The sequence below is a fragment of the Nostoc sp. genome (assembly GCF_036919575.1).
GTDB lineage: Bacteria > Cyanobacteriota > Cyanobacteriia > Cyanobacteriales > Nostocaceae > Nostoc.
This window is the reverse complement of the sequence record NZ_JBALBY010000051.1, coordinates 64,481-89,433: the sequence shown is the minus strand read 5'-3', so window position 1 is coordinate 89,433 and position 24,953 is coordinate 64,481. Positions and strand designations below refer to the sequence as shown.

Below are 24,953 nucleotides of genomic sequence, written 5' to 3'. Positions count from 1 at the left end.
CACAAATCAAAGCAGACTGCTATATATGTTGGGTTGCGCTCCGCTCCACCCAACCTACGTCTATGTCTACGTCTAATGCACTATTTTAGTCTAGAGAGTCCACTACGTGCATTTCACTAATCTTATACTAGTACAGCACGGCGGAAGTAAACCACCCATTCCAAATCAATAAAACGTTTACGTTGTATTAATTTTGACTTGTAAAGTACTTCTCAAAAAGGATTAACTTTATTTAATATTGTAGCGAGACAATTTTGATGGCAATGTCTCAATTAAGTTGTACGATGGGAACAAACTTATCCAAAACATTTCTTCCCGGACTGCTAACGATAAAGTTTATGAATGGACAACACCACGTATTCCCTTAAAATAAGGCTATTTTGTTCCCATTTCTAGCTGGAAAGACCAAAATCAAAATATATTCGGGCAGTTGCAATTGTAGCGGAATGGGAAAATGAAAAGGATAGCTGGCTAAACGCAAACCTCTCAACAAGGTTGACAGTGTGGCAGTGGTTGGAATTGTCATCGTTTCTCACAGTAAACAACTAGCTCTGGGTGTGCGGGAACTCGCCGCGCAAATGGTTCAAGGCCAAGTTTCCATCGCTGTTGCAGCAGGTATTGAAGATTCGGAAAATCCATTGGGGACAAATCCCATTCAGGTTTATGAAGCGATCGCTTCTGTTTTTTCTGATGATGGTGTTTTGGTATTAATGGATTTGGGTAGTGCTTTGCTGAGTGCAGAAATGGCAATAGAGTTTCTGCCAGAAGCACAGCAGCAAAAGGTGCATTTGTGTGAAGCACCTCTAGTAGAAGGGGCGATCGCTGCTGTAGTGGCGGCGGCGGCTGGTAGAAACATTCACCAAGTCATAGCGGAAGCACGCGGCGCACTCCTAGCAAAAGCAACTCAATTGGGTGTAGTTAGTCGGGCGTTGTCAATTGTCACCCCAACAACCCATGTAGAATCAGAATCACCAACGCGAGAAATCCGGCTGATTGTGAGCAATCGTTTAGGATTACACGCCCGTCCCGCAGCGCAGTTTGTGGCCACCGCAGCCCAATTTAAATCCCAAATTCGGGTGCAGAATTTAACGAGAAATACTGAGCTAGTCCGGGGTGACAGTATTAACCAAGTTACAACTTTAGGAGTGCGTCAAGGACACGAACTGGTAATTACTGCTACCGGTTCTGATGCAGATGAGGCGCTGGCGTCATTACAGGCATTATTCGCAAATAATTTTGGTGAAGATAATGCTGCCTTGAATTATCCACTAGCATTTCACCATGCAGTTACCTCAGCAACTCCCGGCGAACTTTTGGGAATAGCAGCTTCTGGTGGAATAGCGATCGCACCCGTTGTTAATTATCAGCCTACTCACATTTCTATTCCGCAATATCATGTAGATGATGTGGAGGCAGAGTGGCAACGAGTACAAGCAGCAATTCACGTTGCCCGACAAGAAATCCAAGCAGTTTTCTCACAAGTATCTGTTCAAATTGGTGACGCTGAAGCCGCGATCTTCGATGCCCAACTACTATTTTTAGAAGATCCAGTACTGCTGGAAGGGGCTAAAGAGCGCATCTTAGAACACCATCTAAATGCTGAAGCAGCTTGGCAAGCTGTTGTAGATGAAGTAATTACTTCCTACCACAGACTTGAAGATTCTTACCTGCAAGAGCGAGTTGACGATGTTGTAGATGTCGGCCAAAGAGTGCTGCGATTACTAGCTGGGAATGCCCCCGCTAATCTGCATCTTCAAGAAGCTGCAATTTTAGTGGCGACTGATTTAACCCCCTCTGATACGGCTCGACTAGATCCGACAAAGGTCTTGGGTATTTGTACTACTTCTGGTAGTGCCACTTCCCACAGCGCAATTATCGCCCGGACATTGGGTATTCCCGCAGTTTTGGGAGTGGATGCTCAGGTGTTGCAGTTGGCAAATGGTACACTTATGGCACTTGATGGTGAAAGTGGCAAAGCTTGGATAGAACCAGAATCACATATCCTGGATTTGCTGACAGCAAAGCAGTCAGCTTGGCAAACTACCCAACAGCAAGCACGAGCTACAGCCCACCAGCCAGCAATTACTCGTGATGGTCAGCAAGTTAGCGTCTTCGCCAATATTGGTAGTATAAATGATGCCCAAGTTGCTGTGGCTAACGGTGCAGAAGGCGTGGGACTACTCCGCACTGAGTTTCTTTATCTAGATCGGACAAGCACCCCCACTGAAGAAGAACAACTAGCAGTGTATCAGGCGATCGCCCAAGTTTTAGATCATCGTCCGTTGATTATTCGTACCTTGGATGTCGGTGGTGATAAGCCACTTCCCTACCTGAGAGTAGGGTTAAGAGAAGCTAACCCTTTCTTAGGCTGGCGGGGAATTCGTTTCTGTTTAGATCATCCAGAACTCTTCAAAACTCAGTTGCGGGCAATTTTGAGAGCTAGTATAGGACACCAAATTAAGATCATGTTGCCGATGATTGCCACTGTCAGCGAGGTACGTGCAGCTAAAGTAATTTTGGGCCAAGTGCAGGCGGAACTAAATCAAGCTGGTATCGCATTTGATGCCGCGATCAAAGTCGGAATTATGGTGGAGGTACCGTCAGCAGTAGCGATCGCTGATCGGTTAGCGGCGGAAGTAGACTTCTTTAGTATCGGCACTAATGACCTGAGTCAGTACGTTATGGCTAGCGATCGCACTAATCCCCGCGTGGCAAATTTAGTTGATGCGCTACATCCAGCAGTGTTGCGAATGGTGCAGCAAACTGTTCAAGCTGGCCATGCGGCGGGGATTTCGGTGGGATTATGTGGAGAATTGGCAGCAGATATTTTAGCAACACCAATTTTATTAGGTTTAGGACTGGATGAATTGAGCCTGAATCCCCAAAGTATACCTGCAATCAAACAGGCGATCGCTCGGTTAAGTAGAGTTGAAAGTGAAGCGATCGTGGCATCAGCATTACAACAAGATTCCGCAGTTCATGTCAGGGAGTTAATCTCAACTTCAGTTACTCCCCCTGCCTAATAGCTCATTATCAAGCGTCAGGCAAAGCAGCTTGGTAGCGAGCCTGGAGCCGTGCCATCACTTCTTCCCCATTTAACAGTTCGCCCCTGTCAGCTTGGTCAATACCCTTTTGAATTTCCTGTTGCAAGCTTTCTAGCTTCAGTTGGTTTAGCTCCTCTTCAAGCTGCTGCAATCGATTCAGCATCTGCTGGAAAACACGAGCATCTTGAACCACCACTGCTGCTTCGCCATTCACCGTTAAGATCAGTGGAGCTTTCGTTTCTTTGATTTGCTCAACATAGTTGCTGGCATTGCGCCGGAAGTCCGTTAACGAGTGGATATTTTCAAGGTTAACCATAATAGCATCTAATTAAGAACCTAATTCGATACTATTTTCTTTTGGTCTACGCGTCAACGAGAAAAGCAAATCCGTATCATCGGGAATCTTTGTGTCAGCTAATCGAGGAATGGAGACGGCGAATAAATCCGAGAGCGGTTCCCATACACGAGTTGATTCAAAATATAAAGCATTAAATTTTCTGACTGCCTTCTCGTGCTAAATTACTAAAACTTCGAGTTGGGAAACTCCGGTGAAATTCCGGGACTGTGCCGCAGCTGTGATGGGATCACCCAAGTCAGAATGCCAACTCTCAGGACACACTCACCGTCTACTCTCCGCGTTGCACGGGGAAGGAGTTCTAAGTTTGGTTTCTGGATTTGCCACTTGTCCTGGCCTGTTTTATGCTACACCCGCCGCAGATGGGATATTATCTCGCATTAGAATACCAGGTGGGATTATTAGTAGTCAGCAGTGCCGTGCGATCGCAGATATAGCAGAACAGCACGGTGGCGGCTATGTGGATGTGACTAATCGAGCTAACCTACAAGTCCGCGAAATTCGCACGGGGATAAATGCTGAGGTTTTGAAGCACCTACAAGATATGGGATTGGGTTCTGGCAATCCTGTTGTAGACCACATCCGCAATATTATGACGAGTCCAACAGCTGGTATCGACCCCCAGGAATTAATCGACACTCGCCCTTTCGTCCAAAGTTGGGATGATTATATTGCTGCACATCCGGCGCTTTCGGGACTGTCGGCAAAATTTAGCGTTTGCTTTGATGGTGGTGGGATAATTCGGGTGTGCGATCGCTTGAATGATATCGCCTTTGCTGCTGTCTTAGTTAACGGTAATGTTTATTTCCGCCTCCATCTCAGTGTAGGCGCAAAGGGTCAACCGCCTAGCGATATGGGAATTTTGTTACCACCAGATGAATGTTTGCCCGTCTTGGCAGCTTTGGCGGATGTCTATCTAGTTCATAGTAATACTACGAGTCAGAGTCGGCTACGTCTCTTAGAGTTATTAAATACTTTGGGTTGTGAAAATTATCTCCAAGAAGTTCAGCAGCGTCTACCTTTTTCTGTTTTATACAGTGAAACAAGAAAAGACCTAACCCCCCAACCCCCTTCCCTGCAAGGGAAGGGGGAGCAGAAGTATCAGCATATTGGCATCCATCCCCAACGTCAGCAAGGCTTATTTTACCTTGGTGTAGTCTTGCCCCTTGGACGATTGGAAAGTAAACAGATGCGGGGTTTGGCAGATTTAGCAGCAAAATATGGTAGCGATACTCTTAGGTTAACTCCTTGGCAAAATTTACTCCTTACAGATATTCCTCAGCAATGGGTTGTTGATGTTCAAAGAGAAATTGCTTTCTTAGGATTAGATACCTCTGCAAGCAATATCAAGAGTGCATTAGTTGCCTGTTCTGGGAAAAAAGGTTGTGCTGCTTCTGTAACGGATACCAAAGATCATGCGTTGACATTGGCAGAGTATCTTGAAACTCGCCTTACTTTGGATTGCCCAGTGAATATCCACTTTAGCGGCTGCGAAAAATCCTGCGCCCAGCATAGCAAGAGTGATATTACTCTGCTCGGTGTCAGCATTGAGGCTGACAATGGAACTGTTGAGGGCTATCACGTTTATGTTGGTGACAGCAAGCAGAAATTCGGACGTGAAATATATCAATATGTGACTTTTGCCGAACTACCTGCATTAATAGAGCGGATGCTATATGTATATAAAATTCAACGGATAAATTCTAATGAGTCCTTTGGGGAATTTGCTAATCGATATGCGATCGCCCAATTACAGAAGTTAATAAATACAGATAATTAATTACTCCCTTCACGGTGCAAGATTACCTAATTCCTCTGTTTCTGTTCCTCTGTGTTCTCTGCGCCTCTGCGGTTAATTAAATTAGCTATTCTTCTACTCAGAAATGAGTATCTATATTAACAAATCAATCCAAAATCCAAAATCCCAAATTGAATGCCCGACTACATCCGAGACGCCAACGAAATTTACCGTAATTCCTTTGCAATCATCCGGTCAGAAGCAAACCTAGATGCGCTACCACCAGATGTAGCAAAAGTTGCGGTACGTCTCATTCATGCCTGTGGGATGACGGATATTGTCACTGACTTGGGATATTCATCAACAGCAGTACAATCCGCCAGAGCCGCACTAGCAGCAGGAGCGCCAATTCTATGTGATTGCCGGATGGTTGCCGAAGGCGTTACCAGACGGCGGTTGTCTGCAAACAATCAAGTTATCTGTACGTTAAACTATCCAGAAGTGCCAGAAATTGCCCAGCGTCTAAATACTACAAGGTCGGCAGCAGCTTTAGAATTATGGCGATCGCACCTTGAAGGAGCAGTGATCGCAATTGGTAATGCGCCCACAGCACTATTCCGGCTCTTAGAAATGCTCGATGAAGTAGCTGACAAACCTGCTATAATCTTAGGCTTTCCAGTGGGGTTTGTCGGTGCAGCCGAATCGAAAGCAGCACTGGCAGCAGACAGCAGAGATGTACCATTTTTGACATTATACGGTCGGCGCGGTGGAAGTGCGATCGCGGCAGCAGCAGTTAACGCCCTGGCAACGGAGGAAGAATGAATATGAAAACCAAAGGTCGTCTCTATGGAATTGGTGTCGGCCCAGGCGATCCCGAACTATTGACTCTGAAGGCGCTGCGGCTATTGCGTGCGGCTCCGGTGGTAGCATATCAATCAGCCACAGATAAAGCAAGTATTGCGAGAGCGATCGTCGCACAGTATCTTCCTGGCAATCAAATTGAGGTGCTATTTCACCTACCCCGCGCTTTGGAGCCAGAAAAGGCAAAGTCTATTTATGATAAAGAAATTCAACCAATCGCCGACCATTTAGCGGCGGGTCGAGATGTCGTAGTGCTGTGCGAGGGTGATCCATTTTTCTATGGCTCATTCATGTACCTGTTCACACGGTTATCTGACAAGTACGAAACAGAAGTTGTCCCCGGAGTTTCCTCGCTGATGGCTTGTCCGGTAGCCTTGGGTGTACCTTTCACCTACTATACTGATATCCTCACAGTCCTACCCGCCCCATTGCCAGCAGAAGAACTGACTACACATTTGCTGATCACCGACGCAGCCGCAATTATGAAACTAGGTCGTCACTTTACCAAAGTGCGCGATATCCTGCATAAATTAGGGCTAGCATCACGGGCAAGATATATTGAGCGGGCATCAACGTCACAGCAACGCATCGTACCCCTAGATGAAGTTGATCCAGCCGAAGTACCCTATTTCTCGATGATTGTGATTCCAACTAAGAATCGACTGTGAACAGTCAAGCAAGCGTTTGTCTTGATACCAATTCTGTATGAAGATGCACTAAACCATATTTAAGTACAAGAAAGAAAAACGAACCGCAAAGAACGCAAAGGAGAGGCAGCGCGTTGCGGGGGTTCCCCCCGTTGTAGCGACTGCCGTCACAAAGAAAGAAAGAAAGAAAGAAGTTAAAAGGGTTTGGCGCAGCTTCACAAAGAAATGGTATGGGGAGCATCTCAGTGAAAGCAAATACACTACACCAGAAGATTCCTGCTCCCTCTCCGAACTCACGGAGAGGGCTGGGGTGAGGTTTAGGCTTTCTACGAAAGTGAGACGCTCCCAATGGTGTGAGCTATTTCAATGAAAGTTAGACCTACCTTTCTTTTTGGTAAAGGTATTGTTTAGCATAAAGAAATACTTCAATAAAATTTGATGGCTCCTAATAGCACCTTCACTCCTGAAACGATCGCTGCTGGCTTTCATGCCCTGTCTGACCCCCTACGGATTCAGGTATTAGAACTGCTGCGCTCTCAAGAACTATGCGTGTGTGACCTGTGCGACCACCTGGGAACCACTCAGTCTAAACTGTCTTTTCACCTGAAAACCCTGAAACAAGCTGGTTTAGTTCGCGCTCGTCAAGAAGGGCGCTGGATTTACTACAGTCTCAATCTGCCGCAGTTTGTTGCCCTAGAGCAGTATCTAGCAGAATTCCGCCGCTTTAGCCCAATATTACCGATTCGTCCTCCCTGCGAGACTTAAAAATCCATCAATTTTTTTTTGTAATGTTTTGTTTACTTCTACCTCTATAGAGATTTACAAATCAATTTTTTTTGATATGATTTCAGCAGGTCGGCACAACAAAACCCATGTATGTTTAGTTTTATAAAAACTGTGTGGTCAGCGATTTATAAGCTGTTTGCTGATTTTACATTTTGTTACATAGGTTAATTTTTTAACACCTACTTACTTAGATATACTCTTGATATAATTTACAGGGATGGTGTCTATGAAGACAACAGCAAAGGAATTAGCGATGCCTGGGTTGGGCTACGCCTACGTACTGGGGATGTTGGCTTTGATGACCAGTTGCACAGTAGCATCCAACCCATCTGCTCAAACTCAGCAGTCACAGAATGGGACTAAGGGAAGAGATTCTGGTAAGGCTGCAACAACAATAATTGAAATTGATGGTTCTAGCACGGTATATCCTATTACGCAGGCGATCGCTAAAAACTATCAAGCTGACTCAAAGAATCAGGTGCAGGTTGCAGTTAATATTTCTGGTACTACTGGCGGGTTTGAAAAATTCTGTGCTGGAAAAACCGATATTAACGACGCTTCCCGACCGATTTTGAAGGCAGAGATGGAAACTTGCAAGAAAAATGGTGTGGCGTATATGGAGTTTCCCATTGCTTTTGATGCGCTTACCGTCGCTGTTAATCCCCAAAACGATTGGGCAAAAGACATCACAATAGCAGAATTGAAAAAGATTTGGGAACCCGAAGCCCAAGGGAAAATCACTCGCTGGAACCAAGTACGTGCATCTTGGCCAGATCGCCCACTTAATTTGTATGGTGCTGGGAAACAGTCTGGTACTTTCGACTACTTTACAGAAGCAACTGTAGGTAAAACTAGAGCCAGCCGTAATGACTACACAGCGAGTGAAGATGATGAAGTATTGGTAGATGGCATCAGCAAAGATCCAAATGCTTTGGGTTACTTTGGCTATGCCTATTACGAAAAATCCCAAAATAAATTAAAAGCGCTGGCAATTGACAACGGCAAAGGTGCAGTACTGCCATCACGTCAAACTGTAGAGAAAGTTCAGTATCAGCCCCTTGCTCGACCTTTGTTTATCTACGTTAATTTGCGGGATAACCAAAACAAAGTATTAGTAAACAAATTTGTCGAATTTTACATTGATAAAGCACCAACAATAGCAAGTTCTGTGGGCTATATACCTTTACCAAATGATAGCAAACGCCTCAATTACGTTCACTTATATCAAGGCAAAGTGGGAACAGTATTTGAAGGAAAAGCAGAGATGAAACTGACAATTGGGGAATTATTACGAAAGGAAGGACAGTTTTAGGTTTGGACAATCATCCAAACCAACTAACTTGTTCATTATGAAACTTTGAATGTAGCAATATGAACCCCATGATGAACAAAAATGCTTCAAAACGCCTCTCCTTTATTGACCGCTTCCTGACCTTGTGGATTTTTTTAGCAATGGCTATCGGTGTTAGTCTGGGCTATTTCTTTCCGGGAGTAGAAGCGTTTATCAATCAGTTCCAGGTGGGAGCAACCAATATACCGATCGCCATCGGGTTAATTCTGATGATGTATCCGCCCTTAGCCAAGGTGCGATATGAAGAATTAGGGGATGTATTTCGCAACGGAAAAATTCTGGGTGTGTCACTAATTCAGAATTGGATCATTGGGCCAATTTTGATGTTTGCTCTAGCGACTATCTTCTTACACGGTTATCCAGAATACATGACGGGATTGATTCTGATTGGATTAGCCCGATGTATTGCAATGGTAGTTGTGTGGAGTGACTTGGCACGAGGCAATACAGAGTACACGGCTGGATTGGTTGCTTTCAACAGTATCTTTCAGGTCATCTTTTATAGTCCTTATGCCTGGTTTTTCATCACTGTACTGCCGCCACTATTTGGGTTGCAAGGCAGTGTTGTTAATGTCAGCATTGCCGAGATTGCCAAAAGTGTGTTTATCTATCTTGGTATTCCCTTTTTAGCTGGATTTTTCACTCGTTACTTCTTAGTAAAAGTCAAAAGTAAGCAGTGGTATCACGAGAAATTTGTGCCTAAAATCAGCCCGATCACGCTGATTGCTTTGTTATTTACAATCGTAGTTATGTTCAGCTTGAAAGGAAATTTGATTGTTCAAATTCCCTTAGATGTGGTGAAGATTGCAATTCCGATGATCATCTACTTCGTGATCATGTTTGTGGTCAGCTTTTACATGGCTTGGCGCGTTAAAACAGACTATTCTAGAGCCGCAAGTGTAGCGTTTACATCGGCAGGAAATAATTTTGAACTTGCGATCGCAGTGGCGATCGCAGTGTTTGGCATTAATTCGGGTGTTGCTTTTGCTGCCGTTGTCGGACCTCTGGTGGAAGTGCCTGTATTGATTGGTCTTGTTAATGTTGCTTTCTGGTTGGAAAAACGTTATTTTTTGCCATCTGAATCGAGAACCTGATAAATTTACTCAGATTATTTGGAGGAGTTGAACTATGAAACGTGTGATGTTTGTCTGCAAAAAAAATTCTGCGCGTTCCCAAATGGCGGAAGGTTTTGCTAAAACTCTTGGTAAGGGAAAGATTGAAGTGATTAGCTCTGGGTTAGAAGCAAGTCAAGTTAGACCAGAAGCGTTCACGAAGTGACTCTGAAAGAGTATCGCTACCATGAAAGAAATTGGTATCGACATTACCGACCAACACTCCAAACCCTTGAGTGATTTTAAAGCGCAAGACTTTGATGTAGTAATTTCTTTGTGTGGCTGTGGCGTGAATTTGCCGCCGGAGTGGGTGACACAGGAAGTATTTGAAGACTGGCAATTAGATGATCCAGCAGAACAACCAGAAATTTTTTCGAGAGTCCGCGATGAAATCAAAGAACGGATCACTCAATTGATCGAGTCTGTCAATAAAGAAATTATACCTGTTCAATAAAGATTGCGATGACTTATGCTGTCTCGGTGTTGGCGAAAATGGAGATTTGGCTTTTAACGATCCAGGAGTAGCAAATTTTCAAGATCCTTATTTCCCACTGAAGAGCGATGCCTACGCCGGGCTACGCCTACGCACTTGCGGGTTAATCTGGCGCTGAATACTTTACGGTAAGCGGTTTTGTCCCGATGTCGTCAAAATCTCAAATAACGACATCTATATCTAAATATATGGTTTGTGATAATGAAATAGATTTTTTGGGAATAATACAGCTAGTCCTTCTCTAAGATGATGTTCTTCATGATGAATATGCCAGAAAATATATTAGACCAATTCGATCACCTTTACAAACTACAGCCAGGAGTAGCAACAAAAATAAAAAATTTTATTTTAAAAACGTTTAATTATCAGCCCAAAATAGGCATTCTTGGTAAGACAGGTGTAGGTAAATCAAGCCTCTGCAACGCTCTTTTTGGAAAAGACGTTGCACCTATCGATCACGTTACGAGTACTACACGAAAACCTGAGGAATATCCAGTAGGTGTGGGTTCAGGAAATATCAAACTAGTTGATTTCCCTGGTGTAGGTGAGAATCAAGAGCGAGATATGGAATATAAGACTTTATATTCTGAACAGTTACCAGAATTAGACGTAGTTTTGTGGGTTCTAAAAGCAGATGACAGAGCTTTTAGTACTGATGAAGAGTTTTATCACAATGTCGTCAAGCCTCACTTGGTATAAGGTAAGCCTTTTATCATTGTGCTGAACCAGGTTGATAAGGTTGAACCGATGGATGAATGGAATTCAAACAACTGTATTCCTGGGTGTGAACAGCAAAAAAATATTGATGCCAAGATAAAGGATGTTGCTAAAAAGTTTGGTCTTGATACCAAAAACGTTATCCCAGTCTCCTGTGGTAAAAAATATAACATGGTAACACTTGTGGAAACAATTACCTATGCAATCCCTAAAGAGAAAAAGTTAACGTTTGTAAATTCTGTACTAAATGAAAATCGTTCAGAGAAAGCTAAGGAGGAAGCCAAAAGTGGTTTTTTTAAAGAATTCGGTGAATTTACGAATACTGTACTAAATGAAAATCGTTCAGAGAAAGCTAAGGAGAAAGCCAAAAGTGGTATTTTTGAGCGATTAGGAGAAGATATCGGAAAATCTCTAGCAGGAAACTCAGGTAAAGATATTGGAAAAACCCTTGGTAATTTTGTAGATAACAATATTGTTATTAAACTTCTTAACGAGTTTGCTAAACTTGTTTTTCCTTGGTGGCCATTCTCATAAACTGAGAATGGTTTTAAACCATCCTCAGTGGCTAAAGCATATCAGGAGTTTAACGAAGACGACACTATCAAGGATTCGCCCTACCGCGATCGCATCATAGAACAAAGCACAGATTTCTCATAAGTTAAAAAAATACTCATTTAAAAAGCTAATCAAGAGCGATCGCGTTGCCAACGCCAAAGGCGATCGCACTCATGGGCAGCACTTTTGTTCAACTCACTGTAATAACTGTTCCCATACTCTCATTCGCCAATCTATCCACCGCACATACGGCATAGGTTCCCGCTAGTTGGACAGTAGCGAAGGTTGTGCCAGCAGACAAAATTCGCCCAATCGTCCAAGTATCGCCACTCAGCCGATAAAGTGTCCAAGAACGAACTGGCTGATTATCTCCGGGCTGCCAACTTAGTTTGCGGTTATTAACTTGTAGTCCAATGGGGGGAGGGAGTGGTGTTGTATCCTGCCAAGACAAAGTTGGCGGTAATGCAGGTTTGTTATAAAGCAGACTTTGGAATTTATCAGCAATGCCTTGACTATTTTCCCTCAAAACACTGAGATTAAAGAAGATATTCCCCAGTGATAACTGTCCAGCTTGGCTACGACTAATTTTCACCTGCTTTTCAATCTCATCACTCTCCCGACTCTTGTTGCTTGGTTCTGTCAGATTGTTACCAGCGTAAACGTGTCTTTGCTTTGTATTTACCTCTGTCCACCACTTTAGCAACGCCGAATAACTTTGTTGGGTTTGATCTGTGCGCCAGTAAAGTTGAGGAGCAATATAATCAATCCAGCCTTGTTCTAACCATTTCTTCGAGTCAGCATATAGCACATTGTAAGCATCCAAGCCAGTAATACCAGCAGGTTGTCCGGGGCGATAAATCCCAAAGGGACTAATACCAAATTTAACGTCAGGTTTGGTTGTTTTAATCCCCTGCCAGAGGCGCTGTACCATTTTGTTAACATTGTCCCGTCGCCAGTCGCCAAGGCTGAGTGTACCACCAACTGCCTTATATGCAGCATAAGTTTTATCATCGGGGAAAGACTGTCCCTCGATGGGATATGGATAGAAATAATCATCTAAGTGAATGCCATCAACATCGTAGCGCTTCACTACGTCGATAATTACGTTGTAAGCTCTGTCCTGAACTATTTTCAGTCCTGGGTCCATCCAGCGTTGAGTTTTCCACAAATAAACGCTTTCTGGATTGGTAACTGCTATGTGGGGACGGACAGTTTTGGTTGAGTCGGTGGAAGTGCTAGCGCGGTAGGGGTTAAACCAAGCATGAAGTTCAATATTGCGCTTGTGACATTCTGCGATCGCAAACGCTAAAGGATCATAAAATGGTTCTGGTGCTTCACCCTGAGTTCCTGTAATCCAAGCACTCCAAGGCTCTAATTTGGATTCATATAAAGCGTCTCCCTCCGGTCGCACCTGAAAGATCAGGGCATTGAAGTTGAGCGCTTGTAATTTAGTAATAATCTCGCTGAGTTCAGCTTTTTGTTGGGCAACAGAAAGTCCCGGTTTGGAAGGCCAATCACCATTCCACACAGATACTACCCATACCCCCCGAAACTCCCGGCTATGATTTACCCTAACACTACCGATAGGTGTGGGCGTGGGCGTGGGTGTTGGTGTTGGTATGGGCGTGGGTGTTGGTATTGGTGTTGGTATGGGTGTTGGTGTTGGTGTTGGTGTTGGTATTGGCGGCTGCACTAGGTAACTAGAAGCAATTTTTTCTGCCTGACCTAAATACACCAAAGCTTGATAAATAATCACTGCCACATCTGCGCGGGTGGCTGCGAGATTGGGATTGAGTAATTTCAGATTTGGGAAACTAACCACCAATCCAGCCCTAGTAGCAATAGCTATGTGATTTCTACCATACCCAGGAATCTGAATAGAATCTTGATAAATTTGTGGGAGTGCTGAGAGGAGGTCAGGTTTCACTTTGGTAGCAATTTCTAAGCCTGCTACCAAGGAAACGAAAACTTCTACTCTAGTAATTCGGTTAGCGGAACGGAAGGTATTATCAGGAAACCCACTAATAAATGCTTTTTCGTAAGCTGCTTGAATGGCCGCTGCTGCCCAATAATTAGTTGGTACATCAACAAAGGGGACATACTGCCGCTTCTTGGGAACTGTGGGAAACGCCTTAGCAATTATGGCGGCAAACTCAGCGCGGGTGAGTGAGTTATCGGGGCGATAAGTTTCATTCGGCAATCCACTGACAATACCACGTTGGGCTAAGGCTGTAATAAATAAGCGTGCCCAATGGTTTTTAAGATCCGAGAAGGGAGGAGTAATAGATACCATTGATGAAAAGCAGCTAGCTGATCTTGATTTTGATTTCCTTAGTTAATTTAGCAATATTCACAGCGTAGGCGTAGCCAGCCGTAGGCATCGCTGCTGCAATGTCTGGTAAACTTTCACTCTTGAAGTTTGGGCATTGGGCATGGGGCATGGGGCATTGGTTATTCTCCTTGTCTCCCCCATCTCCCTCATCTCCCTCATCCCCCCATTCCCCACTCCCCACTCCCCACTCCCATCTACTAAGCAGTTTGGTCAGAAGGATTCGAGGTAGAACGCACGTTCAATGACAACATGACGCGTGAAATGCCGGTGAAAATAATACTGATACCAAGTAGTGTCCCAATCAGCCAGGGCGCATTGAAAGGCCACTGGAACCAAATCATTGCACCTAAGACCAGCGTAATAATACCATCACCTAGTATCCACGTCCAGTTATCTTGCGGACGTAACTGGAATGCCAGAATTAACTCAAATGTGCCTTCAGTCAGCAAAAAAGTGCCAAGCAATAGAGTCAATGTCAAAACACCCGTATAAGGGTAAACAAACAGCATTATACCGGTTGCAATATAGAGTCCGCTCAAGAGAAGCTTCCAAATAAAACCGCCTCGATCGCGGGTTTGAGTGGCATAAACTAGTTTTGTAAATCCGGCGAAAATCAAAATCGCTGCAATCCAAGTTTCGGCGAATATGGTGCTGAAATTAGGCACTGCGATCGCAATAATCCCCAAGATACTCAGGAGAACACCAGTTATCAGTGACCCATTAATATCCTTGTTAGGCTCTCTAGAAATGTTGCTTGTCATAAAAATCTTTTCCCTATTCTTAAACTCAACTCTACATTTAGGTTAGGGAATTTATGAGTAACAGGGTATGAACCCTAAGATAGACTCATCAGTATTAACTTAATCCCGATCATAAGAGTTCTGCAAGATTGCTTAGGCGTTCATAAACAGCAATGAGACGATCGCCTTCAAGTTCAACAGAACTATTTGGATAATTCTGAATGGCTCCAAGCAGTGTAACTTCACCCTTTTGTTTAATAGATGCACTTAAAGCGCTTCGCAACGCCTGTTGATCTAGTTGTCCTGCGGGAGGGTGAACTACTTCACCAATTTGGTTAACTAAAATTGGCCCAGCCCAACTAGACAGTAAGCTATTTAAAAAGGCAGGATCGGCTTTGATTGGGGCTTTCAGTGCCTTACGAGCTAATGCGGGGTCTTGTTGAGCCGCCTGCAAATAAGCCGTTAACGTCGGGGTAGTCTTGCCCATTTCTGTAAACTGACTTAATTCTTCAACAGATATTTGCCCCTGAAAAGTACCATACTTTAAAACAACTTGCTCGGCAGCATTAGCATTACTTGAGAATAGAACAATAGCGCCTACGCCTAAAGCTAGTGTTTGAGTGAGTAACTTAGTGAAGTTCCTATTGTTGAATCGATTGAAAAGTTGATAAATCTGCATTTTGTCTAAGTTGATAATGGTATGGAGTGTACATAGGCAAAAAACGCCTATGTCTTAGTATTAAGCGCTTTCATTAGGCGAAACAGCATGAGGTAGTATTGATTTATCTTCGTCTAAAGTTGGCGCAGGTAGTCCCAAATGTTTTCTTGCAGATTCTTCAGCTAGCTTTCGATCTTGCTCGTTCTCGAACTGACTTTCATCTAACAAATGAGGGTTTTTTGCCGCTTCATCTCGGCTTGGTCGATAGCCATTTTTCCACCTGTACTTCCAGTCCATAATTTGAAAAGCAGATATACTGCAATTTGATTTCCTAGTTCTTCATCGTAGGCGTTTCATAGAAAATGATACTCCTGCTATAGGTTGAAGAGGCTCATTCAGAGGGTACAAATTCACATCTTCTGAGAGTAAGAATACTCTAATGGGCAGGAATTGATAGATTAGCACGCTGAGAACAGGTTATGAGTGGCTCGCATATAATAACTATTGTCATCATCTGCGTAGGCGTAGCCAGCCGTAGGCATCGCTGCTGCAATGTATTTTGAAGAAGAATTCAGAATCCAGAATCCAGAATTCACCAATCTTTCAGTCGGGGATTCAGACCCGCGACTTTCTTGTTGACCACCAAATTTTCTTGTTTTGTGGGGGTGCAAAAACTCCGATTATTCATCCGCTTTTTCGTTCAGAATACCCAACTGAATTCTGACTCCTGACTCCTGAATTCTGTTCGATAAACTTTCATTGAAAGCGGCGGGAAACTCCATCTCCAGGTGTCTGTAGAGGGATAGCCGCCCCGCCGCTTTAGTGATTAAGCTGTTGCGCCTTTAATTTGCACTAATATTTTTTCAATATGATTGTGGGGTGGGGTTCTTGGGCCGAGAACCCCTATATTCAATTTAAACAGCACCTGCTAAAAGTTAGGTGTTGATTAAAGCAACAGGTACAGAGACATTTGCCACAGAGGAATTATTGAGGATAGGTTGGCGGGTTTTCAAGTCAAATTTGAAGCCATGTGGCAAAATATGAAGCTTTGCTCCGCAAATTGCCAAAGATTCATCCTTTAAAATTTCGCCCATATTGTTATATGTAGCCTCTGATTCATCAACAATCGTAACTGCACCTGCACCAATAACTTCAATTTGGTTATCTGTAACTACCATAGCGGTATTCTCGTCAATACCGAATCCTAAAACCGCAGGCTGTAGTATCAAAGCTGAAATTAAGCGTCCCAAGCGTCCGCGCTGGGAAAAATGCTGGTCAATTACCACCCCTGGTAAGAAGCCTAGACCGGGACCCATTTCGACAGTTTCAATCCGAGGATGTGTTTCTGAGTCGCCTTCCACAATCATTACGTCTGGCATCACGGCAGCTCCAGCGCTTGTGCCTCCAATAACTATACCTTCAGAGAAGCGTTTGTGAATCGCCACATCAATTTCGGTGTCCTTGAGGATGCTGGTAATGCGAGCCTGGTTTCCCCCAGTAAAAAATATCCCAGTTGCTTTATTAATTGCTTGCAATGCGGTAGATGAAGATGCATCTTCGCGGGTTTCTGTATCAATAATGCGAACATTCTCCGCTCCCAGCCGCTCAAAAACTCTAATATAATTCTCTCCCACTTCTCTTGGTAATTCTGTCGCCGCCGTTATAATTACAATGTGCGCCTTCGTTCCCCCAGCCCGTCGTACAAAGTCCCGCAAAATTTGGCAATCTCCATCCTTGTCTTCGGCTCCCCCAATAATTACCAGTTGTCGTTTGGGATTACTCTGTACCATGATGCCTCCTAATTTAAGTTAATAAATTTCACTAAACCATGACAATTAAAACTATCCAAACATCCCTTTGGTAGATTACCTGATAGAAGGTAGTAGTGAACTACCCTGCCGTAAGACGGACATAGCTCTCCCAATTCATCGGGAATAGCCTCCAGAACTGCGTAGTTCTATTGGTCTTACATTCCCTCCTCTTGTCAGGAGTCCTGGTTCCCAAGACCCAAATCTTTTTCTTGCAACATATACCTGAAAGCTAATGGTTTTCGCTTATGGCATTGATGGTCAAGACATAAGCTACCTTACCAAAAAATGCTGGGGATTGGTCATACATCTGGTATTGATTTTTTGCATCAGCAAAAAATCAATACCAGATGCAATCCTCACCCCCCGCTCACAATCCCCACCCTACTAAGAGTTGAGGGTGGGGACTTCCGGGATATGTTAAAATTTGCCTAGACGCAAAGCGGTGAGGGTGTCGCAGTCTTCTCTACGAGACGCTGCGCGTTGGCAAAGCCTCTCGTAGAGAAGGCGCTTGGTGTCGATTGCGAACTCCCGTTCGCCCTTGGCGTGCCGGAGGCATCACCCGGAGGGCTAGTCGTTAGATATGGCAATCAAACCAAAAGATTTCTCCGAAAAGTTACATCCAAAATAACTATTTAATAAAATCCACAGCGTCAACTGCCTCTAGAGAGATTTTCTAAAGGCATTATTGACTATCTTGCTAATTGATTGGAAATTTATGGTGCGATCGCGAGTGAGTGCAATTAGATAATCTGATGGCAAGTCCTAATGAATGCGACTTCTGTAAAGCAAGTTAGTTAAGAAAAAACGTGCTTGTTCTAGTGGCAGATGCCTGGGTTTGCCTTGGTAGACAATTTGATACTCATTTATGTCTGGGCCATCACCATGCCCAGAGATCAGCTTTTGGTGAAAAGCTTCCTCAGCAAGTTCTCGAATTTCATCTCTTAGAGCAGCTTGTGTGCTATTCATAACTTTGCTGTCTTTTTAATACCCCACATTTATTATTTATACAGATTATTGGGTTGCTGTTGCACCTTTCAAAGGTTATATCTTTAACTAGTCATGAGGATGAATTGACTGTTCTTTATTCTTGACTGAAGAAAGGGGGTTTAATTATGCCTTGAGATAGTTGAAAATGCTTACTAATAGAGTTAGTGTGGGTTCTGAATTAGAGTAATGACTTTGCCATCACTCTCTAAAATTAATCTGAATCAATCTACAATCAATAAGTCTGAGTAACCATAACTCAGCATCTCAATTTCAGGGTGTTTAGCCAAAGGTTCGGAATCAATGGTTCTACAAAAAAGCAGTGATTTAGTCCGCATTAATGCTCGAAGAACGGACGTGTTTGATATTTTCAACTTCAAGCATTATATTGGTCCCAACCCCTATTTAGATACAGGGGCGCTAGTATTTGACTTTGCTTTAGTTGAGTCTAGAGAGCCTTTGCCCATTGAAGATTATATTGCCAGGATTGGCACAGACGCAGAGCGGCTTGTCGAGAGACATCACTATCGACACCTGGCCAGCCAAAGCTACGAATCTTATGCCCATCTATTTGCCCAAGTTGTGTCCGAAGTCGGAAAGCTGGACATGGATTTGCACCTTAACCATTGGAGTGTCAAGCCATATCCAAATTGCGCGCGGATTAGTGTGCAATCGCTACATGAACGCACAACTAGGGAGATAGTTTATTTTGTTTGGGATTGGTTTGAAGCCATTACCCAAGACGAAGACTTTAGCTTTGATGAGCAGCTAGTGAAGCTGCAAAATAGATTCCGCGCATCGGTCTATGGTGGTCCCACGGTTTACGCCCTATTGCGAACAGCCTACGAAAAAGGTATTCCCGCCTTTTATTTGCGGGAAGAAGGATTGATGCAATACGGCTTGGGAAAAAAACACGTCCGGGGGGTAGCAACAACATTTAACTGTGATAGTCATCTAGATTCGGAGTTTACGACCCGTAAAGATGACTGCAAGGCATTTTTAAAGACTTTGGGTTTCCCAGTACCTGAAGGTGATATCGTCTTTTCCGAGAAGGAAGCTGTAGTAGCAGCCAGACAAATTGGCTACCCAGTGGCAGTTAAGCCGGTGGTGGGTCACAAAGGAATTGGCGTCACGGCTGACGTTCAGGACTCAAAAGAACTGGAATCTGCTTATAATAGGGCACTGGCAGCGATTCCCGAAGATCAGCTAACCCGGATAATTGTTGAGAAAAGTATCTCAGGATCAGATTTTCGCTTGTTGTGTGTGAATGGTAGATTTGTTGCTGCCACAGAACGCCGTCCAGCATCGGTTGTTGGTGATGGGTATTTAACACTTGCAGAGTTAATCCGCCAAGAGAACCGCAAACCTGCACGTTTAGACACGCCAACCTCGCCGATGAGTAAAATTCAGATAGATGAAGCGATGGAACTCTACCTAGAGGAACAGCGCTTATCATTAGACAGCGTGATTGAGAAGGGACGCACTGTTTACCTGCGTAAAGTCGCCAATCTTTCAGCCGGAGGTATAAGCATCGATGCAACCCAGACAGTTCATGATGACAATATTATCTTGGCGCAAGATATTGCCCAACATTTCCAGCTAACTTGCCTGGGGATTGATGTCATGGCCAAAAGTCTCTCAGAATCTTGGAAGTCCAGTAACTTGGCCATTTTGGAAATCAATGCTGCACCAGGCGTTTTAATGCATCTTAAACCTTCTGTTGGTGAAAGCGTTGATGTGCCTTCTCATATCTTAGAAACCTTTTTTGAGTCGGGTACAGATGCGAGGATACCAATTATTACCTTTAATAAAATTTCAGTTGAAGAACTGCAAGCAACGATTGACCATATCCTTTTGCAACATCCCAATTGGACAATAGGCGCTATTTGTCGTGATGCAGTTTTTGTGAATCGCTCGAAAAAAGTATTGAGCAAAAATTACAACAGCAATGTCCAAACTTTGCTGCGTCATCCCAAACTTGATTTGCTGATTGCTGAGTATGCGGAAGACATCCTCAATGAAGAGGGTATGTTTTACCAGAGTAGTAATATCGTAGTTTTGGATAATCCCACCGAAACTGAGATGATCCTAGTGCGGGATGTTTCCGATGGTTCTACTGTGGTGATTAGAAAAGGCAACGGTATTTCTGTGCGTCGCAAAGGGTTGATTGAAGATTATACTTTGGGTGAAGATGAACCATTTACACGGGTTTATTTGAAAGAAACTGGAGCGATTTTGTAAGCTATAGCGGTTCTCGCTTGAGTGAGGTAGAAGAACCCCACCCCCAACCCCTCCCCGCTCTTCGAGAGGGGAGTATGATGTACCTTGTATGATTAGTAAACGCTATGAGTAAATAAACGCTCAACCCAATATTTCTGAATTCAAGGGCTAATCAACAGCACTCAATAAGCTAACAATTACAACTATAGGAATCCGGTTTGATTCGTGAAATTATTTGCGTAGGCTGGGAGTGGGGAGTAGGGAGTGGGGAGTAGGAAAGAAAACTTTTTGAGTGTACGCAGTTTTTTCAGAAATCAAATATGAGTCCTATATTAGAGCAGAAAGCCCACCAGTAAGAACCTGAAAGCCAAGCAGGTTTCAGGTTTTTACGTTCTTAAGAGGTGGGACGGGGAGTGGCTACAAGTGGGCATTAGTGCTAGGGAGTGTCAAAGAGTCTGGTAATGTGATAGAGATGGCTTTTGATGATTGATAATATTGATCGCTATCTTCAACCAATCAATATAAGTCTGTTCTCTTCGGATCACTAACTCCAGCACGAGCCTTTGCATCACCTGCTCACGGTTGGCAGACTCATCACTGAGTGATGGCAAATCGATGGTTTCACATTCAACAAGCTTTTTGTTTCGAGCCGCCAGTTGTTGCTCCAGTAGGTGAATTATGGTTTCATTCGACAACTGATCGGCAAAATGCAACTGGACTAGCATTGGTTCTCGGATAGTCGGTAAGGGCTGATGAGTCCCAAGCCATCGGGCAAATTCGGCTTTCCCTGGCTCCGTCACACTGTAGACTTTGCGGTTGGGGCGATCGCGCCCAATCTCAATCGTACAGGTAATCCAGCCTTGCTCAACTAGCTTATCAAGAGTTCTGTAAATTTGTGCCTGGTCTGCTGGCCACAAATGGGCAATGCATTGATCAAAGCAGCTCGTTTTCAGGTCGTAGCCTGTCATTTCTTGCTGCTGAAGAAGACCTAGAATTACATACGCTAGCGACATGAAGACTGTTTTCCCATAATTGACATTTTCTCGATCGGTTCTACACTATGTACTTCTTATAAGTTTATGCTAATATATGATTAATCCAATATAAGATATAACGGTTATAAAAAGATATGTTGATTATAATGCTTCTTAGCAAGGAAACCAAATACATCAACTGAGGTTGGGCAGATGGCTAATGGTGCTATTTGTACAAGACAGTCAGAAAGTGCCGCTCCTGTACCCCTACGGGGAAGCAAGCTATTTGAAAAGAAGGGAAGGAGGAAGTTATCACAAGAGCGGCAAGCCTTCTAGCGAGCGTCTATGCCACCATTGCTTATGCTATTCATCGCTAGCGGATCACTCAACAAACTAGTTGTTCGCTACGGTGTATCGTGATGAATACCGACGCAGAATTTATTTAAGGTATCGAAGATTATTGTAACGAGAGGATGGGTAACATTGACTTCTAACATACTTTCACAAAGAATACGTCAACATCAATATCTGCGTGATTTACGAAACAAATTACTCCACCTTCACAAGATGTTGCTGGAAACAGAACGCATTGCCTACGAACAGGTTAGTGGACGAGTATCAAGCGGAGAACTTCTTCAGCTGGTTATCGCTCATGAACAATTTGCTTGGCTACATCGCATTTCTGAGGTGGTTGTGCAAGTTGATGAAATGCTCGAAGCAGATGAACCGATAGCACTGGACGATTTTCAAAAGTTGATTGCTGATGTCCGCACGCTGATTGTACCGTTAGAAACGGGCAATACCTTCGAGAGAAAATATTACAATGCTCTCCAGCGCGAACCTGGTGCTGTGTTGGCACATGCGGAGATATCAAGGTTTCTCACGTCTGAGGTTTAAGGGTAACTTAGAGCGATTTTCAATACCTGACTTTTCACGGCAAGTCTTCTTGTATCAGAGAACGTGGCCATGAATAATATCATGTCCGCCAAATTACCCTGAATAAAAGAACCCCACCCCCAACCCCCTCCCCGCAAGCGAGGAGGGGGCTAAGATATAGCTCATATGATTAAGGAACGCTATATTCTCAAGATATTTTATGCAGAGACACAATTTTACTCGCATCTCTACAATGTCTTTCCATGACTTTTATTCGGCGTTGATAAATTCCAAATACCCATTGCTAAGTTCTTTCACCGCCAAGTCATAAAATTGCTTACCGTGTTCTGGCGTTGCTAAAGCCGGATTTGATCCCATGCGTCCATCTGGATAACGCACTCGAAAGTCAGCTGCACTATAAATCCTGTGTCCGCTTGCAACTTCTGGTGAAAGGGGTGCTTGCTTAATCGCCTCTGGATAAACGTACTGCGTTAGCGCAACTTCACTTGGGGTTGCATGAGAACCTTCTTGATCCCCATATAATTCTTTGGCTAGCTTATATACAGAACCACACATAAACCAGTTTGCCACTTGACATTGCACCTGTTGAGCATTGGGAATCTGCAAATCTTCTAAATGAGCATAAGTTTCTGAGAAAGCAGCTTTGAGAGTGGCGATGTTACCGCCGTGTCCGTTAATAAAGTAGAACTTGCTAAAACCAGCTTTGGCTAAACAAGTTACATAATCTCGTACTACTTGAATTAAAGTGCTGGGACGCAGACTGATTGTGCCAGGAAAGGAAGTATGATGTAGTGCCATCCCCACATTGATTGTAGGGCCAACGATCGCTTGAGTTGCATCACCTACACCAGATGCGATCGCTTCTGCACAAATAGCATCAGTACCAATTAACCCCGTTGGCCCATGTTGTTCTGTGGAACCAATAGGGAAAATAATCCCCTTTGATTGCTGTAAATAAGCTTCGACTTCTTGCCAAGTACTTAAATGCAGTAACATTTTTGATGATTTTCCTCAATAAAATTGCGGTGGGATGAAACATTTTTCTGTAATTAAACTCCCAATACGGTTCGGTTAAGGCAAGAGACGCGATAAGCGGCGTGTCATCAAAAAACCTTATCCGAACCGTATTGATTAAACTCCCACTAATACGATTATGAACTCTCTGGATTTGAAGTGGCCGCGATCGCACAAGATCCCCGACAACTTTTACGAAATCGGGGATCTATTTCTGCCACCACTTTTGTCTATTGACTAATCAAAGTAATAATGCTTCTTTACGTCCCTTGTAATTTCCCATATACAAGACATACCAGCGGGAAAAATTACTAAATCGCCTTCACCCATTTGCACTGGTTGTCCACCATCAGGAGTAACAACTACATCACCTGCCAAAAAGTAGCAAGTTTCTTGAGAATCATAAGTCCAAGGGAATTTTGAAACTTCCTTTTGCCAAATTTCCCATTTATAGACACCCAATTCATTGAGATGTTCTTCACTGGGTTGATGCTCAATTTTAATTTCCATATTGTGTATTTTTCTAGTTATCTTTAGCAGTAGGATTGAATATCCTCTCCACACTGATCTACTAGATAACACAAAGCGCGAAAACGCAAGTAGACGAGTTCGTTATAAAGCGGATTGAGTTTGCACATTGGCGGAATGTGGCCGATTTTGCGACCAAAAACCATGATATCACGCTCAAATGGACACTGGGCGGGAATCAGTTTAGCAATAAATTTGGCTAATTTCCGATTCTGAATCTCAATTTTGTCGAGCCGTTGACGTAATGGTTGCAATAAATCTAGTTTAGGTTGAGCAAATTGCTTTTTACTACCTGTTTGATTCCTTTCTTCAAAAGGGTTAATAAAAGCAGGCAGAAAAATACGCTGATTTTTTGTTTTAAGCATGGTTGTAGGCAAGGTTTTCCTTGTGTAGATGAACTATTTGCCGATTAGGAATCTTAGCATGTAATATGTCTGGTCAATTTGCATTGTGCTTGTAAACTCAGAAGCAAAGTAAGCAGAATGCAAATAATTTACATGGATCTTTGGGGTGAGAAACGGTTTAACTAATTGTTATTTAAACCCACCAAATGATCAATAACTGTCCCGTTAAATACAAAATAACAAAGAAAATATAAAAATGGCATTTCTTTAACTTATGGATTTCTAATCTGGAAGATAGTAATCTTATATATTATATTTAAGTACCTAGTTCTGAAACTGCCTAGTATCTACAGATGTAGTTTATGGCAGACAAAAACAGTTTTGTTGTTACCCCATATACATTTCACTAGGATTAGCTGCTAATATCTCTTCATTTTAGGGTATTGAATATCCATAAATTTGTCTGATAAGATTAGTGAAATGCACGTAGTGGACCCTCATGGCTTTAATAGTGCATTAGACGTAGACGTAGGTTGGGTGGAGCGGAGCGCAACCCAACTGATTATCAGGATGTTGGGTTACGCTTTGCCTCCAACGCCACTTGCTATAACGCGGGGAACCCGCGCAACGCAGTGGCTCCCCAACAAAGCAATTTTTTTGCAACTACGAACTTGCGAAATTCTGCACCTAGTACAGTACGGCGGAAGTAAACCATCCATTCCAAATCAATGAAACGCTTACGCTGTATTAATTTTGACTTTTGACTTTTGACTTCCGCGAAGCGTTACTAGT

The 24,953-nt window shown here is 43.4% G+C and carries 24 protein-coding genes, 3 pseudogenes and 1 riboswitch; of the genes and pseudogenes, 15 read left to right on the top strand and 12 right to left on the bottom strand.

Features of this window, described 5'->3' with window-relative positions; genetic code table 11:
• The first annotated feature begins 509 nt into the window (after window positions 1–509).
• The gene (gene ptsP, locus V7K27_RS14845; RefSeq protein WP_334948415.1) at window positions 510–3,023 is read left to right on the top strand and encodes a phosphoenolpyruvate--protein phosphotransferase; all 2,514 of its coding nucleotides are present in this window, start codon (window positions 510–512) and stop codon (window positions 3,021–3,023) included.
• A 10-nt stretch (window positions 3,024–3,033) separates the two neighbouring features.
• On the opposite strand, the gene V7K27_RS14840 is transcribed toward ptsP, so the two are convergent.
• Complete coding sequence (locus V7K27_RS14840; protein WP_334948389.1) at window positions 3,034–3,360, bottom strand: type II toxin-antitoxin system Phd/YefM family antitoxin; 327 nt, start codon at window positions 3,358–3,360, stop codon at window positions 3,034–3,036.
• A gap of 206 nt (window positions 3,361–3,566) precedes the next feature.
• Window positions 3,567–3,656, top strand: a riboswitch (adenosylcobalamin-variant (AdoCbl-variant) riboswitch).
• A 50-nt stretch (window positions 3,657–3,706) separates the two neighbouring features.
• Between V7K27_RS14840 and cobG the strand changes: the two genes are divergently transcribed.
• The 11 genes and pseudogenes from cobG to V7K27_RS14785 form a co-directional block, all read left to right on the top strand.
• Window positions 3,707–5,179 carry a precorrin-3B synthase gene (cobG, locus tag V7K27_RS14835; protein WP_334948387.1) on the top strand — a complete coding sequence of 491 codons (1,473 nt, stop codon included), beginning with the start codon at window positions 3,707–3,709 and terminating at the stop codon, window positions 5,177–5,179.
• Between the two features lie 153 nt (window positions 5,180–5,332).
• Complete coding sequence (locus V7K27_RS14830; RefSeq protein ID WP_334948385.1) at window positions 5,333–5,959, top strand: precorrin-8X methylmutase; 627 nt, start codon at window positions 5,333–5,335, stop codon at window positions 5,957–5,959.
• Window positions 5,960–5,961: 2 nt separating this feature from the next.
• Window positions 5,962–6,666, top strand: coding sequence for a precorrin-2 C(20)-methyltransferase (locus V7K27_RS14825; RefSeq protein ID WP_334948383.1), 705 nt, complete (start codon window positions 5,962–5,964; stop codon window positions 6,664–6,666).
• A 417-nt stretch (window positions 6,667–7,083) separates the two neighbouring features.
• Window positions 7,084–7,410: an ArsR/SmtB family transcription factor gene (locus V7K27_RS14820; RefSeq protein WP_334948381.1), complete on the top strand. Its 327-nt coding sequence runs from the start codon at window positions 7,084–7,086 to the stop codon at window positions 7,408–7,410.
• A 247-nt stretch (window positions 7,411–7,657) separates the two neighbouring features.
• The gene (locus V7K27_RS14815; protein WP_334948379.1) at window positions 7,658–8,743 is read left to right on the top strand and encodes a PstS family phosphate ABC transporter substrate-binding protein; all 1,086 of its coding nucleotides are present in this window, start codon (window positions 7,658–7,660) and stop codon (window positions 8,741–8,743) included.
• Between the two features lie 68 nt (window positions 8,744–8,811).
• Window positions 8,812–9,876: an ACR3 family arsenite efflux transporter gene (gene arsB, locus V7K27_RS14810; RefSeq protein ID WP_334948377.1), complete on the top strand. Its 1,065-nt coding sequence runs from the start codon at window positions 8,812–8,814 to the stop codon at window positions 9,874–9,876.
• A gap of 34 nt (window positions 9,877–9,910) precedes the next feature.
• A pseudogene (gene arsC / locus V7K27_RS14805) lies at window positions 9,911–10,348 on the top strand (arsenate reductase, glutathione/glutaredoxin type).
• A 10-nt stretch (window positions 10,349–10,358) separates the two neighbouring features.
• Window positions 10,359–10,439: pseudogene (locus V7K27_RS14800) on the top strand (glucosamine-6-phosphate deaminase); the annotation flags it as partial.
• A 206-nt stretch (window positions 10,440–10,645) separates the two neighbouring features.
• Window positions 10,646–11,086 (top strand): GTPase family protein, encoded by a 441-nt coding sequence (locus V7K27_RS14795; RefSeq protein ID WP_334948375.1) that lies wholly within the window; start codon window positions 10,646–10,648, stop codon window positions 11,084–11,086.
• 18 nt (window positions 11,087–11,104) lie between these two features.
• Window positions 11,105–11,638 (top strand): hypothetical protein, encoded by a 534-nt coding sequence (locus tag V7K27_RS14790; protein ID WP_334948373.1) that lies wholly within the window; start codon window positions 11,105–11,107, stop codon window positions 11,636–11,638.
• Window positions 11,639–11,659: 21 nt separating this feature from the next.
• A pseudogene (locus V7K27_RS14785) lies at window positions 11,660–11,740 on the top strand (arsenical resistance protein ArsH); the annotation flags it as partial.
• A gap of 109 nt (window positions 11,741–11,849) precedes the next feature.
• Here V7K27_RS14785 and V7K27_RS14780 read toward each other — a convergent pair.
• The 7 genes from V7K27_RS14780 to V7K27_RS14750 all read right to left on the bottom strand — a co-directional run bounded on the left by V7K27_RS14780 (window position 11,850) and on the right by V7K27_RS14750 (window position 18,166).
• A complete protein-coding gene (locus tag V7K27_RS14780) occupies window positions 11,850–13,952 on the bottom strand; it encodes a glycoside hydrolase family 10 protein (protein WP_334948371.1) in 2,103 nt (700 codons plus the stop codon).
• 13 nt (window positions 13,953–13,965) lie between these two features.
• Window positions 13,966–14,172, bottom strand: coding sequence for a hypothetical protein (locus V7K27_RS14775; RefSeq protein WP_334948369.1), 207 nt, complete (start codon window positions 14,170–14,172; stop codon window positions 13,966–13,968).
• 16 nt (window positions 14,173–14,188) lie between these two features.
• Entirely contained in the window at window positions 14,189–14,752 is a 564-nt protein-coding gene (locus V7K27_RS14770) for an HdeD family acid-resistance protein (protein ID WP_334948367.1), read from the bottom strand.
• A 109-nt stretch (window positions 14,753–14,861) separates the two neighbouring features.
• Window positions 14,862–15,410, bottom strand: a complete 549-nt coding sequence (locus V7K27_RS14765; RefSeq protein ID WP_334948365.1) for an alpha/beta hydrolase — start codon at window positions 15,408–15,410, stop codon at window positions 14,862–14,864.
• 60 nt (window positions 15,411–15,470) lie between these two features.
• Window positions 15,471–15,686 carry a bromodomain-containing protein gene (locus V7K27_RS14760; RefSeq protein WP_334948363.1) on the bottom strand — a complete coding sequence of 72 codons (216 nt, stop codon included), beginning with the start codon at window positions 15,684–15,686 and terminating at the stop codon, window positions 15,471–15,473.
• 638 nt (window positions 15,687–16,324) lie between these two features.
• On the bottom strand, window positions 16,325–17,179 hold the full coding sequence (locus V7K27_RS14755; RefSeq protein ID WP_334948361.1) for a cyanophycinase: 855 nt from the start codon (window positions 17,177–17,179) through the stop codon (window positions 16,325–16,327).
• 783 nt (window positions 17,180–17,962) lie between these two features.
• Window positions 17,963–18,166 carry a hypothetical protein gene (locus V7K27_RS14750; RefSeq protein WP_100900450.1) on the bottom strand — a complete coding sequence of 68 codons (204 nt, stop codon included), beginning with the start codon at window positions 18,164–18,166 and terminating at the stop codon, window positions 17,963–17,965.
• 321 nt (window positions 18,167–18,487) lie between these two features.
• Here V7K27_RS14750 and V7K27_RS14745 point away from each other — a divergent pair, with 321 nt between their 5' ends.
• A complete protein-coding gene (locus tag V7K27_RS14745) occupies window positions 18,488–20,425 on the top strand; it encodes an acetate--CoA ligase family protein (RefSeq protein ID WP_334948359.1) in 1,938 nt (645 codons plus the stop codon).
• Window positions 20,426–20,850: 425 nt separating this feature from the next.
• Here the strand turns inward: V7K27_RS14745 and V7K27_RS14740 are convergent, their stop codons facing one another.
• Window positions 20,851–21,417, bottom strand: coding sequence for a PadR family transcriptional regulator (locus V7K27_RS14740; RefSeq protein WP_334948357.1), 567 nt, complete (start codon window positions 21,415–21,417; stop codon window positions 20,851–20,853).
• A gap of 444 nt (window positions 21,418–21,861) precedes the next feature.
• Here V7K27_RS14740 and V7K27_RS14735 point away from each other — a divergent pair, with 444 nt between their 5' ends.
• Window positions 21,862–22,275, top strand: coding sequence for a hypothetical protein (locus V7K27_RS14735; RefSeq protein ID WP_334948355.1), 414 nt, complete (start codon window positions 21,862–21,864; stop codon window positions 22,273–22,275).
• A gap of 249 nt (window positions 22,276–22,524) precedes the next feature.
• Here the strand turns inward: V7K27_RS14735 and V7K27_RS14730 are convergent, their stop codons facing one another.
• From V7K27_RS14730 to V7K27_RS14720, 3 genes are all read right to left on the bottom strand, one after another.
• On the bottom strand, window positions 22,525–23,271 hold the full coding sequence (locus tag V7K27_RS14730; RefSeq protein WP_334948353.1) for a creatininase family protein: 747 nt from the start codon (window positions 23,269–23,271) through the stop codon (window positions 22,525–22,527).
• 255 nt (window positions 23,272–23,526) lie between these two features.
• Window positions 23,527–23,799 carry a cupin domain-containing protein gene (locus V7K27_RS14725; RefSeq protein WP_334948351.1) on the bottom strand — a complete coding sequence of 91 codons (273 nt, stop codon included), beginning with the start codon at window positions 23,797–23,799 and terminating at the stop codon, window positions 23,527–23,529.
• Between the two features lie 23 nt (window positions 23,800–23,822).
• Entirely contained in the window at window positions 23,823–24,182 is a 360-nt protein-coding gene (locus tag V7K27_RS14720) for a Mo-dependent nitrogenase C-terminal domain-containing protein (protein ID WP_334948349.1), read from the bottom strand.
• 459 nt (window positions 24,183–24,641) lie between these two features.
• Here V7K27_RS14720 and V7K27_RS14715 point away from each other — a divergent pair, with 459 nt between their 5' ends.
• Window positions 24,642–24,893 carry a hypothetical protein gene (locus tag V7K27_RS14715; protein ID WP_334948347.1) on the top strand — a complete coding sequence of 84 codons (252 nt, stop codon included), beginning with the start codon at window positions 24,642–24,644 and terminating at the stop codon, window positions 24,891–24,893.
• The last annotated feature ends 60 nt before the right edge of the window (window positions 24,894–24,953 follow it).